Raw genomic sequence first — 13,665 nt, forward strand, 5'->3', positions numbered from 1 at the left:
GAATTTTCATGGAAAGCATACTTCTAGGACTGAAAAATCATCTTCTAGATTGGCTCCACCATTGACATAACAAACTTTATCTAGCAAAGGTTGAAGGTTAGAAGAGTTAGTTCCCTTATACTCTCTTAGCACATCTGCCCAAGCATCTAACCCCCAAATTTCATGGTTGTCTCCCACAGGAATCTCATAGACTCCGTCACTAAAAAGATAAAGGCTACTGCCAACAGGGATTTCAAATTTCCTTACATCAAAAGGAAAGTCAGGTAATAATCCAATAGCAATGCCATCACTATCTAAATAACAGGTCTTATAATCACCACCCTCAGGCATAGCCAATACAGCAGGAGGATGGCCAGCAGAAGCAAATGATAATTCCCGCGTGGAAACGTTATAAACCCCATACCAAAAGGTGAAATAATCTTCACCATTGTCACTAACTTGAAAAACATCATTCAAAGCGAACAAAACCGTTTCAGGCTTGAAAAAATCAGCGCCTTGTAATGTTTGTTTTCGTAAAATATTCAGAATAGAGACTGATAATAGTGCAGATTTTACTCCATGCCCCGCCACATCTAATAGATGGAACATTAGATGTTCATCATCTAACCAGGTATAGTCAAACGCATCACCCCCCAGAGTATTCGACGGTTTATACTGAACATTGACCTGAATACTGGCCTGAATATTCTCCCTTATTTTTTGTGAATCGTCGGTCTTAGGGAGCAAGGCTTCTACATATTCAGCTGCTCGACTCAACTCTAGTCGAAATCGTTCATTACTTTCCCGAACTTCTTTCTCAGCCTGCCAGGCCTTAAGTAAATAACGCACCCGTCCTGATAAAATAGGCATTTGAACAGGTTTAGTCACATAGTCAGTGGCACCAGCTGCAAATGCCTCCTCCACTGATTTTTGGTCCTCTAGCCCAGTCACCATCAGAATTGGAATATATTCTCCCTCAGGGAGTTGACGGATTTTTCGACAACAATCAAATCCGTCCATGCCAGGCATCTTGGCATCTAAGAGGATTAATGCAGGAGAAATTTTCTGATAGAGTTCCAGGCCCTTCTCACCACTATCAGCCTCTATAACTTGGCAACCCACCTTTTGCAACATTGCCTGTAGTAATTTACGCGAAAATAAATCGTCATCTATTAATAGAATTGTAGAAGCACTATTTTCCATCTATATTTGCTGGCCTCACACAAAGCTTGGAATACTCTTATTTGCAGGTTTTGTAGACGCTACTTTAGATATGCCCATGAAATTTAAGAACAAAACAAGACGCGCTATTCTATCTTAGAAATAGTTATAATCACCGATCATATATAGCAAATTCAAAAGCTAACTTAGAAACTGCCCCACTCTGTCTGCTGTGATCAAGTGTAAGTTTATTGCCAGTCTATTGCTCGAGAATTGTAACGAGTTAGCTTATATGATTAATAAAGATGATTTTATAGGCCCCCCAACTATTTGGGTTGTACTTACGGTGGTTGGAGGCATTGTAACGGCGTTAGGGTTAATCATTACTCTGGAGTATGTCAGTAGACGTTTATCTCCCGAAACTAGTTCGATTACTAAAACATCTTTGACCATATCTGCAGGAAAATGCTTAGGGAGAGAGTATATCCATTCTTGATTTCTTATTTAGGAATCAAAATGAATTAGCTAATATTTTATAGTGCATAGACGTTGTATTAACTATCTCTCTGGCTTTAGTTTTTAAACTAACATTTTTGTTCCTGAAGTGCATAACGCTATTCTGGCCTCGCATAAACATAGTTGTTCTCTTTGTTAGAGCATTAATCAACTCATACATTAAGCTAGTTTTAATCTGTATCCTACGTCCATGTAAGTTGCTCCCATAGAAGTGTTAATACTATTATTATCTCGTCATCGATTCTGGATCAAATTTATTGCCTATTGGCTCGTAGGAGTATTTATTTCTCTGTGGATCTCTATTTTCCACGTCTCTCCTGTTGTGGCTCAAAATGGTCCAGAACAATGTGCAGCTATTACACAGCCCCTAACCCCAGAGGAAATGGGTTATGCCCAATCGGCCTGGAACTATTTTGTAGATAATGTTCAAGAATCTAGTGGACTGTCTAATTCTGCTGGTGGGTATCCATCAGGAACATTGTGGGATTTAGGCAATTATTTGGCGGCCATGAATGCGGCCAGATGGATGGGGTTAATTGAACAAGCAGAGTTTGATAGCCGATTAAATAAATTTCTTACCAGCTTAGGAGAGTTGCGTCTATTTGAAGATACGCTACCAAACAAGGTCTATAACAGTGCTACAGGAGAGATGGTAGATTATGGTAACAATCCTTTAGAACGAGGTATTGGTTGGTCAGCCTTAGATATTGGCCGCCTCTTAGCAGCATTTCACATCCTACGTACGTGTCATCCCCAATATTCTGAGTGGATGGCTGGCATTCTTTCCAGCTGGAATATTGCTGCTTCTGTTAGAGATGGCATGCTTTATGGAGCTGCAGTCCTTCCGGACGACAGCACGCTGCTTGTACAGGAAGGGCGCTTAGGATATGAGGAGTATGCAGCCAGAGGTTATGCACTGTGGGGATTTGATGCTCCTCAAGCCATAGCCTATGACCCGTTTGACTTTGTAGATATTTATGGTTTACAAATCCCGCACGATACCAGGGATTTCCAAACAACGAATGCTAACAACTATGTTGTAAGTGAATCCTATATCCTGGATGCGATTGAATTTGGTCTGGAAGGAGATCAAGCGGACTATGCCCGTAGAGTTTTCGAAGCTCAGAAGCGTCGCTTTGAAGATACGGGGCTGTTAACGGCTGTTTCTGAAGACAATATCAATCAGGCACCCTACTTTCTCTATAGTACGGTTTACTCCAATGGTGTGCCCTGGGCCGTTATTACCGAGAATAACGAACTACATCCCGAACTACGTACCTTAAGTGCCAAGTCTGCGTTTGGATGGCGTTACGTCTACCCTGATGACCCCTATGCCCACAAAATTTTCGACCATGTGAAGGATACAACTAACTCCGGTCGGGGTTACTATGCGGGTATTTATGAATCGGGACTATACGATGCTCAGCCCCCTATTAACGATATTTTGACAGGGAATAGTAATGGACTAATTTTGGAGATCCTTTACTACAAAGCTCGAGGTCATGTACCGATGTTGGCGAGCGGCAGTGCACCTGTTTCTGTGCCAACCGTTCCAGCGGGAGAAAATACGGGAGATTTACCACCACCACCTGAAACAGCAAGTAATTCCGAGCCTCCTCCTTCTGAATCAGCACCAGCCGCACCTCCTCCTGAATCAGCACCAGCTGCACCAACTGAAGTAGCCAGTAATCCTGCCCCACCGCCACCGACTGAGTCAGCCGCCCCACCACCGCCAACTTCCCTTGCAGGAATAACGGTTGCGGCTATTGCCCCCGTAGAAAAACCTCGCTCATCAGCGTGTTCATCCGTGGTGTCTCCTTTAAATATTACGGATATGCGCTATGCCAAAACAGCCTGGCAGTATTTTGAAGCTAATCACACCCCTTCAGGGTTAGTGCCTGATCGCAGTGACCTGGATGGTGTAACACTTTGGGGTGTAGGGGACTACCTAGCTTCACTCCATGCGGCTCGAGCTATGGATGTGATTAATGCAAAGAAGTTTGATGAACGGGTTCGGCATTTGCTAGGGGCTCTGCAAGAAATTGAACTGTTTGCGGGAGAACTGCCCCATCGTTCCTATAGCACCCTGACTCTGGAACCCATTGACTATGGTGGTAATTCTCTGCCCCAAGGGAATGGTTGGTCTGGTTTAGACATTGGCCGACTGTTGGCTTCGCTGCATACCCTTAAAACTTGCCATCCTGAATATACTGATGTTGTAGATCAGTTAGCTCTGGACTGGTCTTATCTGCGGGTAGTTAGAAATGGTCGCATTGCTAATGCCCGTTTAGCTCAGGATAATCGAGGACGCGATCGCATCCGAGTTAAACCAGCTGAAATTCTCGGCTATGAAGAATATGCCGCCCGTGCTTTTCAATTGTGGGGATTTGATGCCTCTCGCTCAGCGGTGGGCGGCAATTATGTCACCACTAAACTAGAGGAACAAGCAGTTCCCACCAATCGGTCTCAACCAGAACAACGGCGTCGCAATGAACTGTTAAATACCACCAGTACACCATTTATCTTATACGGTCTAGAATTTGGGTTTGACCCCCAAATCAGTTTTCTAGTAGAAGCCATTTATCAGGCTGAAGCTAGCCGCTATAAACGGACAAGGACATTTAGTGCTTCAGGAACCACATTAGTCAATCAGGCTCCTTATGTGGTGCACAGTACGCTTGTGTCCGATGGTCGTAATTGGGTTGCTGTAGATGATCAAGGTGAAGTCATTCCACACTCTCGTGTGGTTAGCACAGCTGTAGCCTTTGCCTATCACACACTCTTTCCTAATAGTGACTATGGTCGAGAGCTATGGCTAGCAACGCTAGACTTATATAATCAGCAATTAGGCTACTATGAGGGCTTTTACGAGAGCGGTGGTCGCAGAGCCATTGGGTTTACCGGCTCCACTAATAGTCTAATTCTCCAAGCCTTACTCCATAAAAATACTCAACAGCAACCTCTCATCTATCCCCATGACGATATGGACTCTCCGTGGTGGGATGCAATTCGTAATGGAGATGAGCTGGGGCTAGGTCTTCCCGAAAGATCTCAACCAACAATCGAAATAGTGGCTGATGACCAAGGAACATACTGGATTGCAAAGGAGGGAGAAAGCAATATCGCCGCAACCCCCAGAGGTTTGATTGAGGAAGTTGCCTTGGTTGAGGAGAAAAAAAAAAGCTCCTTCACCTCTTGAACCACCTGAGTTAGTTAGCACATCTCTTCCCTTGGATAATGTGGAACAAATGACAGATTCTCTGGATCAATCCGCTGCTCGCCGAGCCTGGACCTATTTTGAGAATAATTGGAATCCTAATACTGGTATGGTCAATGCCGTTGACGACTTGCCTTGGTCTACCTGGTGGGACCAGGGAAGTGCGCTTTTGGGAATCCATGCTGCTCATCAACTGGGGCTTATTTCTGAAACAGAGTTGATTGAAAAACTGTCGATTCTTTTACGTACTCTGGAACGGTTACCCTTACCGGCAACAGCGTTACCGAATAAAGCCTATAGCACTGACACCGCTGCCATGCGGACGTTAAGTAATCAACCTGACTCCAGTGGAGTAAGTGGTTGGTCTGCATTGGATTTGGGCCGATATCTGGTGGCTCTATACACCCTTAAAAGCCATTATCCAGAGTTGCGTGATCTCATCAATACCATCGTAGCTCGCTATGACTTAAGCAAGTCCGTAAAAGACGGTTGGCTATGGGGGAGTGGGGTCGGTCGAAATGGCCTACAGTACTGGCAGGAAGGGCGCTTAGGATACGAACAATATGCAGCCTACGGCTTTAAGCTATGGGGAATAGAAGCTAATAACGCACTCTATAATCCACCTACCCGAACTGTTGCAGTTGATGGTGTAGAGTTGATGGTGGATCAGCGTGATTTTAACTCTTCAGGAGCGAGCAATCATCTCACTAATGATCCTTACCTACTGTGGGGAATGGAAATGGGACTACCTGAAACGATACAACCCCAGCTTGAAAATCTCCTACAGGTTCAAGCAAATCGATATGCTGACACGGGCATACTAACCGCAGTAAACGAAGACGCCCTGGATCGCAAACCCTATTTTCTCTACTACAGTGTTTATGCTGATGGTCAACTCTGGCCAGCAACAGATGTCAAAGGGGAAACTCACCCTAATCTACGTTTTCTAAGTACAAAAGCAGCTTTTGCCTGGAGTAGCCTTTTGCCCAGCAACGACTACTGCCAAACCCTTAGACAAGCAGTGCAAAACCTTGCCGATGAGCAAAAAGGTTATCTATCAGGACGATATGAGCATCCAGACATTGGTCCCAATAAAGCGATCAATGTCAATACTAACGCCATTATCCTTGAAAGTTTGTTATACAAAGCCCAACATGGGCATCCAATTGTGCATAACTCTTAGAAAGTATGAAATCTTCTCATTTTCGAGCTTTTATAGGTTTATTTGCTAGCCTTTTAACAGTCGGTGGCCTGACCGCTTGTGCCAGTGGCACCATTGGTATCGGGAGACAAAAGCCTGATTTTGAAGCAGCAACAACTGACGAAGTCTCCAACAATCTTTGTGGTCAGTTAACCGCCCCTCTAACTGAGCAAGAGAAAGAGTATGCGGCAACAGCCTGGCAGTACTTTATTAATAACCGACAACCAGATACCGGATTTACTAATTCTGCCAACCAGTTTCCCTCTGGCACCCTTTGGGATCAGGGCAATTACTTAATGGCCTTGAATGCAGTTCGATGGATGGGATTAATTGACCAAGGTGAGTTTGATCTACAACTCAATCAATTTTTAACCTCCCTTGGAGAGATACCGTTGGTAGAGGGAGCTCTCCCAAATAAGGTATATAACAGTGCCACTGGAGAAATGGTGGACTATGGAAACAATCCCACCAAAAAGGGATTGGGCTGGTCGGCTCTAGACATTGGTCGTTTTCTCACAGCCCTACATATCATTCGCACATGCCATCCCCAGTATGAGAATTGGATCTCCGGTTTGATGTCAGGTTGGCAACTGCCTCGCTCCATTGAAAATGGGCAACTCTATGGTGCGGTCTTTAAATCTAACGGCAAACTTTTACCAGTACAGGAAGGCCGCCTCGGTTACGAAGAATATGCTGCCCGTGGCTATGAGCTATGGGGATTTGAGGCTCCAAAGGCGTTAGAAACAGAACCAATGAAGCTGGTAGAAGTGAGCGGGGTAAACATCCCTGTAGACCAGCGTAATTTCGACGAAACTAATGCTAATAACTACGTAGTTAGTGAGTCCTACATTCTAGAAGCCATTGAGTTTGGCTGGGATGAAACCTTGACTGAGTATGCAGACACTATACTCACTGCTCAGGAAAATAGATATAAAGAAACAGGATACCTAACCGCAGTATCTGAAGACAATATTGATCAGGCTCCTCATTTTCTCTATAGCACCCTTTATGCTAATGGAACTCCATGGGCTGTGATTACAGAAGAAAATGAGCCCTATCCAGAACTACGCACACTTAGTACAAAAGCAGCCTTTGGATGGTATTACTTATTTCCCAAGAAACCCTACACGTTGAAGCTAATTACAGCTGTAAAGGAACTACAAGATCCTGATGGGGGTGGGTTCTACGCTGGTCTCTATGAAGAGAGTGACGAAATCAACACCATCTTAACCGGTAATACTAACGGCCTTATCTTAGAAATTCTCTACTATAAAGCTCTTGGCAATAAAGCCATCTTAGATGTAATCAAGGATTAATACGTATCGCTCCTATACCTATTTGCAAGAGGCTGGAGTACAGACAGTTATGTATTTCAATAAGGAAGCTGTATTTTCTCTAAAAGCCACATAGCAACTCCATAGTCTTACCATGACAAAGACCTCAGTTGCTTATGCAACTGAGGTCTTTGTTGTTTCAAAAATGGAATAATTATTGGTCTAGACAGTTACCATTTTCTCTTGAAGAAAACTTTGAATTTGTGATAGAGCCTGTTCTGCTACCTCTGCTGCAAAGTTTAAGTGAATCATCAAATTTGGATTACTGCTGTAGATATGAAGAGAACCATATCCGGGCCGCCATCCAGAGAAGCCAGCGATCTCTGTGTAAGGAATAAACTGAAAAGCGCCATTATTTAAATTGTGATAATGCACTCCTGAATTGGTCAGCGTTAGTGCAATTTCATTGGAGATATCCTTAGGGTGAAATCCCTTAAATTCAAGCATGTTGGTTTCCTCAAAATGAGCATTAAGGCAATATTGTGTATCAAACTAGGGTCAGTAGTCTGGTTAACAACTTATATGTGGGACGTTTCATAAAAGAGCATTTAGAAGTCAGGAGCCAGAATCCATGTTCTTAATGAATTCTGACTCCAAGAGTCTATAATCCTATCTAACGGAACGTTCCCAACTTAAGTGGATCTCCATAGATCAAAGTTGTTCACTACACATACAGAATTGATGTATTGGATAGATCCATACTTAAAGTACCCTCCAATGTGGCAATCAACTCATCCGAACTGCTTAAGCTACCGGTACCATCACTATCTAGATAGATGTTAGTACTTGACCCTGAGGAACCCAGCACATAATCATTGGCTGAACCACTCAACTGGAGAATATCCTCTGAACCATTGAAATCCGTGATTAAGGCATAATCAGACGTGCCAGCTGTCAGCAGGTCACCATCATCATAGAAGACCTGACCTGACTCACCGAGAATAAAGTAATCGCTACCGCCACCTCCGGTGAGAATATCTACCTCACCGAAACCATCTGTAGCACCCCTGAGGACATCGGCTCCACCATCGCCTAACAGGATATCATTACCGTCACCACCAACCAGGTTATCGCTACCGTCACCACCATCTAGTAAGTCGTTACCAGCATCTCCATAGAGTTGGTCATCACCAGTGCCACCAAGGAGTTGATCACTGTCTGCACCACCATAGAGTTGGTCACTACCGTCACCGCCAAGGAGTTCATTTTCACCAGCTACGCCATAGAGTTCATCGTTACCAGCACCTCCCTCAAGGCGGTTGTTACCGGTACTTCCAAAAAGTTGGTCATTGCCAGTCCCCCCATCAAGAAGATCATTACCGACTTCAGCATTAAGGGTGTCATTACCAGCCCCCCCGTAAAGGGTGTCATCCCCCAACCCACCAGAAAGGGTGTCATTACCCTCACCACCATAGAGAGTATCGGTATCATTCCCCCCTACCAGCACATCATCGCCAGAACCGCCATCGAGGATGTCATTGCCAGAACCGCCATCTAGAGTATCTATACCTTCTCCAGCGGTCAGAGTATCGTTACCGCTACCACCTTTTAGGGTGTTGTTGCCACCAGTGGTGAGCAGGGTGTCGTTACCGCTGCCGCCGTCAAGGACATCATTACCGCTGCCGGAAGTAAGCTGGTCATTGTTGTTACCACCTTTCAGGGTGTTGTTACCACCAGTAGTGGTAAGAATGTCGTCACCATTGCCACCATCTAGTCGGTCATTACCGCCTTCCGATGTGAGGACGTCGTCTCCATCCTTACCATACAGCTTGACCTGACTATTACCGGTGGCTGAAAGCTGATCGTTACCACTGTTGGCATAGAGCCTTTCGAGGCCTGCATCAGTGACATTGATGGTAAGGTCCGTATTGCTCTGGAAATAGGCCGTATCGGTACCCGTTCCACCATCAATAACAGTGTCGTCAGCATCAAAATAGAGCTTATCGTTACCACTGCCAGCGATTAACTGGTCGGCACCGCTGCCACCATCCAGGGTATCGTTACCAGCACCTGCATCCAGACTGTCGTTTCCTGACCCGCCTTTCAGATTATCGTTACCACTACCTGCGATGAGACTGTCATTTCCATCGCCACCTTCTAAGGTGTCACTACCAGTACCAGTAGTCAGAACATCGTTACCAGCTCCACCGAGTAAGGTGTTTTTGCCACCGCTGCTGGTCAGGGTGTCATCTCCGGTTCCCCCTTCCAGGGTGTCATTACCATTGCCACTGGTGAGAGTGTCGTTGCCAGCTCCACCGAGCAGCGTGTTGCTGCCACTACCAGCGTCGATAATGTCATTCCCATTACCACCTTCAAGAGTATCGTCACCACTGCCAGTCGTAATAGTGTCATTACCTCCCTCACCGTAAACGGTGAAATCCTGACTGCTGTTTGCGGTAATAGTATCGTCACCTGCATTACTGTGGAGTGTTTCGATACCTGTCGCATCTAAATCGATGGTGAGGGCATCACTACTCTCGTAATAGGCTGTATCTTCGTTGCCAGCTCCGGCATCCACCAGTGTGTCAGCCGCATCAAAATAGAGGATGTCATTACCCGCGCCACCACTAAGGCTATCGGCACCAGCACCGCCTTTTAAGATGTCATGACCGTCGCCAGCGTCTAGAACATCATCTCCGGCATCGGCCACTAGGGTGTCGTTACCGCCACCTGTGGTGATGGTATCGCTACCTGCACCACCCTCAATGTAGTTGTGGCCCCCGGTGGATGTAATGGTGTCGTCACCTTCTCCACCAAAGAGCTGATCGCTACCGTTGCCGGTTTCTAGGGTGTCGCTACCAGCTCCACCGAACATCTTCACGACATTACCAGCGGTTGAGGTCAAGGTATCATCACCGACATTACCGTGAACTTCTTCCAGACTTACATCATCAATGTTGAGGTTAATGCCAGTAGCCCCCTGGTAAACCCCAACATCACTGCCACTACCGCCGTCCAGGGTGTCATCGGCATCAAAATTCAGGGTGTCATTGCCTTCTCCACCAGAGAGAGTATCAGCGCCTTCTCCACCTGTGATGGTGTCATTGCCGCCCTCTCCCTGGAGAACATCGTCCCCGGCACCACCTAAAATGACGTCATTGCCAGTATTGGCTGCGATCGCATCATCCCCAGCACCACCATCCAGAATCTCATGGCCAGTTCCGCCAATGATAGTGTCATTGCCACCTTCTCCATGAATTTCGACGCTGTTATTACTGGAGTTTGTAAAGACATCAGCCGCTTCAGTACCGTAGGCTAACTCAATCTGGCTAGCACCCAAATCCAGAGTGACACCAACATCTCCCTGGGCTCTGGCGACATCGTAACCATCACCGCCGTCTACCGTATCTGCCGCATCAAACTTCAGGGTGTCGTGACCTGCTCCACCAAGCAGCGTATCCGCTCCATCACCGCCATCTAGCGTGTCATGACCGTCACCGCCATTCAAGGTATCGTTGCCAGCATTACCCTCTAGAAGATCGTTACCAGTGTCTCCACTAAGGACATCAGCGCCATCACCACCCAGAGCGTAGTCATCACCAGCGCCACCACTGGCAACGTCATCCCCCGCACCAGCATCTAGATAGTCATTAGCAGCCCCACCTGTTAGGGAATCATGTCCGGCGTTACCAAACATGGCAACACTCTCACCACTAGCAGCACCCGCTCCATTCGTATTGGTAAAGGTGTCGTTACCGGCATTACCATGAGCTTCGTTAAAGCTGTTAGCGCCCAGGTCTAAGCTGGCTCCCTCAGCGGTTTCCACGATGGCAACATCGTAGCCGGCATCTCCCTTGACTACAGTGTCAGCAGCATCAAAGAAGACAGTGTCATTACCAGCCCCCCCTTGCAGTTGATCGGCACCAGCACCACCGCTCAATACATCATGGCCAGCACCGCCATCAACTATATCAGCACCCGCTTGACCAGATAGCCAGCCATCATCACCAGCCCCACCATAGAGCGCATCGGCTCCATCGCCGCCTTCTAGGACATCAACGCCGTCACCGCCTTCTAGGACGTCATTGTCATTACCGCCACTCAGGTAGTCATCCCCAAGACCACCCTGAAGGGTGTCATCACCCGCATCACCAAATAGGGCATCATTACCAGTTTGGCCCTGGAGTAAATCGTTACCCGAGCCACCTTCTAAAACGTCGTGACCATCACCACCATCTAGACTGTCGTCTCCGGCATCACCCTTGAGAATATCCTCTTGTTTACCGCCACTGAGGGTGTCACTGCCGTCGCCCCCTTCCAGAATGTCATAGCCGTTACCACCGTCGAGGATATCGTTGTCAGCTCCACCCTGAATGGTATCATTGTCGGCTCCGCCAATAAGAGTATCGTCACCTGCACCTCCAGCCAGGTAGTCATGACCAGCGCCGCCATCAATGGTGTCGGCCCCAGCATCACCCAGCAGGCTATCGTCACCGAGACCACCGGTAATGTTATCGTCACCTATGCCACCCTCAGCGTAGTCAACACCGTCACCGCCTCGCATTAAGTCAGCACCGTCGCCCCCTTTAAGGGTGTCATTGCCAGTGCCCCCTTCGAGAAGGTCAGCACCGTCACCACCATCAAGAATGTCATCTCCTGCATCACCAAAGAGCTGATCGAGACCGGCATCCCCCAGAAGAGTGTCATTACCCTCACCACCGATAACAACATCGTCACCAATTCCACCAGTGGCGACATCGTGGCCAGCGCCAGCGTCGACGGTGTCATTGCCTTCGCCACCGTCAAGCCAGTAATCATCCCCTTCGCCACCCATGAGCACGTCATTGCCCGCATCTCCCATGAGCACGTCATTGCCAGTGCCGCCCTGGAGCTGGTCGTTGTCAACTCCACCGGATAGGACATCGTCACCGGCATCACCAAAAATCTCATCCTGGCCCACACCACCGGATAACCAGCCGTCGTTGTCAGCACCACCACGAATTACATCGTTGCCAGCACCGCCTTCAATGGTATCCATACCGGTACTACCATCCAGGGTGTCATTACCCTCGCCACCGTCAATATAGTCATGGCCCTCGCCGCCATCAATCAGGTCATTTCCGGCATCACCGTATAGGATGTCTTGACCGGTACCACCTGTGATCGCATCATCGTCATCTCCTCCATGGATGTCATCATCCCCAGAGTTACCCTCGATCACATCAGCCCCAGCACCCCCATCTATACGGTCAATGCCTTCCCCACCGTAGATATAGTCAGTACCCTCACCACCCAGCATGACGTCATCTTCACGGCCACCATACATGATATCGTTACCGGCACCGCCATCCATAAAGTCATGACCAGCCTCACCGTAAAGGGCATCATTCCCACTACCGCCAAGCATGGAATAGTCATCACCAGCACCACCAATAAGGATGTCATCGCCATCCCCACCATCTAAAGTGTCATGACCGTCTCCACCTAAAATTTTGTCGTCGCCAAGACCACCAGTGAGCTGGTCATGTCCGGCCCCACCGTCAACCAGGTCAGCTCCCTCGCCACCGTCAGCAATATCTGCACCATCGCCTGCATAAAGAGCATCCTGACCAGCCCCACCCGTCAAAATATCATTATCGTTACCACCATTTAAAAGGTCATTACCGGCTCCACCCTCTAAAATATCGTCACCATCATCACCATTAATGGTGTCATTGCCCTCTCCACCGGCAAGCCAATAATCATTCCCTACACCACCATTGATGATGTCATTACCAGCATCGCCGGAGATAGCGTCATGCCCCCAGCTGCCGAGCATGATGTCATTACCATCACCTCCAAGGATAAAATCGTTGTAGACGGATGAATCGCCTCCAGGGGGGAATAGGTTACCCTGACCACTAACCGACTCTGTGATTCCCTCAGGGGCATTATATACGTAGTTCCCACCATCACTTAGTTCCCAGCCGCTACCCTCAGAGAAGTCGCCGTGGAGGAGATCATTGCCCTCACCTCCTGATAAGTTGTCGTTTCCAGAACCACCAACAACGATATCCTGACCGGCTTTACCACTGAGCCAAATGTCATTTCCTTCATGCCCATGAATTTCATCATTGAGGATGTCACCTATTAGCACATCCTCCAGAGTGCTTCCTTTAATAAGATTATCGACAACAGAAGAATTAGAATTGGAACTCATAATTAGTGACTACTGGCTTGAACAACTTGAAATAGCTAAAGATCATCCTGACAGTTAATTCAAAACAAATAACAGCAAGCATTTTGGTATGACAATAATTTTGTTGTGTAAAAGTTCA

The 13,665-nt window shown here is 47.2% G+C and carries 6 protein-coding genes; 3 read left to right on the forward strand and 3 right to left on the reverse strand.

All coding sequences use genetic code 11. The annotated features are described in order from the left end of the window. Positions 1–6: 6 nt before the first annotated feature. Positions 7–1,182 carry a PP2C family protein-serine/threonine phosphatase gene (locus tag SPB21_RS01325; RefSeq protein ID WP_499865109.1) on the reverse strand — a complete coding sequence of 392 codons (1,176 nt, stop codon included), beginning with the start codon at positions 1,180–1,182 and terminating at the stop codon, positions 7–9. A 685-nt stretch (positions 1,183–1,867) separates the two neighbouring features. On the opposite strand from SPB21_RS01325, the gene SPB21_RS01330 reads away from it, so the two are divergent. From SPB21_RS01330 to SPB21_RS01340, 3 genes are read left to right on the forward strand one after another with little or no spacing between them, the layout of a single operon-like run. Then, the gene (locus tag SPB21_RS01330; RefSeq protein WP_499865110.1) at positions 1,868–4,855 is read left to right on the forward strand and encodes a DUF3131 domain-containing protein; all 2,988 of its coding nucleotides are present in this window, start codon (positions 1,868–1,870) and stop codon (positions 4,853–4,855) included. A gap of 49 nt (positions 4,856–4,904) precedes the next feature. Next, positions 4,905–6,056 (forward strand): DUF3131 domain-containing protein, encoded by a 1,152-nt coding sequence (locus SPB21_RS01335; RefSeq protein ID WP_499865111.1) that lies wholly within the window; start codon positions 4,905–4,907, stop codon positions 6,054–6,056. A 5-nt stretch (positions 6,057–6,061) separates the two neighbouring features. After that, the gene (locus tag SPB21_RS01340; RefSeq protein WP_499865112.1) at positions 6,062–7,390 is read left to right on the forward strand and encodes a DUF3131 domain-containing protein; all 1,329 of its coding nucleotides are present in this window, start codon (positions 6,062–6,064) and stop codon (positions 7,388–7,390) included. 180 nt (positions 7,391–7,570) lie between these two features. On the opposite strand, the gene SPB21_RS01345 is transcribed toward SPB21_RS01340, so the two are convergent. Continuing rightward, the gene (locus SPB21_RS01345) at positions 7,571–7,855 is read right to left on the reverse strand and encodes a hypothetical protein (RefSeq protein WP_163665178.1); all 285 of its coding nucleotides are present in this window, start codon (positions 7,853–7,855) and stop codon (positions 7,571–7,573) included. Between the two features lie 217 nt (positions 7,856–8,072). Then, on the reverse strand, positions 8,073–13,547 hold the full coding sequence (locus SPB21_RS01350) for a beta strand repeat-containing protein (RefSeq protein ID WP_499865113.1): 5,475 nt from the start codon (positions 13,545–13,547) through the stop codon (positions 8,073–8,075). Positions 13,548–13,665: the final 118 nt, after the last annotated feature.

This window comes from Leptothoe sp. ISB3NOV94-8A, from assembly GCF_043421595.1.
In the GTDB taxonomy this organism is placed as follows: Bacteria; Cyanobacteriota; Cyanobacteriia; order Phormidesmidales; family Phormidesmidaceae; genus Leptothoe; species Leptothoe turfae.

Excerpts from the sequence above, each read along its gene's own strand:
- SPB21_RS01350 (WP_499865113.1), bottom strand. The coding sequence starts at position 13,547 with ATGAGTTCCAATTCTAATTCTTCTGTTGTCGATAATCTTATTAAAGGA.
- SPB21_RS01340 (WP_499865112.1), top strand. The coding sequence starts at position 6,062 with ATGAAATCTTCTCATTTTCGAGCTTTTATAGGTTTATTTGCTAGCCTT.
- SPB21_RS01325 (WP_499865109.1), bottom strand. The coding sequence starts at position 1,182 with ATGGAAAATAGTGCTTCTACAATTCTATTAATAGATGACGATTTATTT.
- SPB21_RS01335 (WP_499865111.1), top strand. The coding sequence starts at position 4,905 with ATGACAGATTCTCTGGATCAATCCGCTGCTCGCCGAGCCTGGACCTAT.
- SPB21_RS01345 (WP_163665178.1), bottom strand. The coding sequence starts at position 7,855 with ATGCTTGAATTTAAGGGATTTCACCCTAAGGATATCTCCAATGAAATT.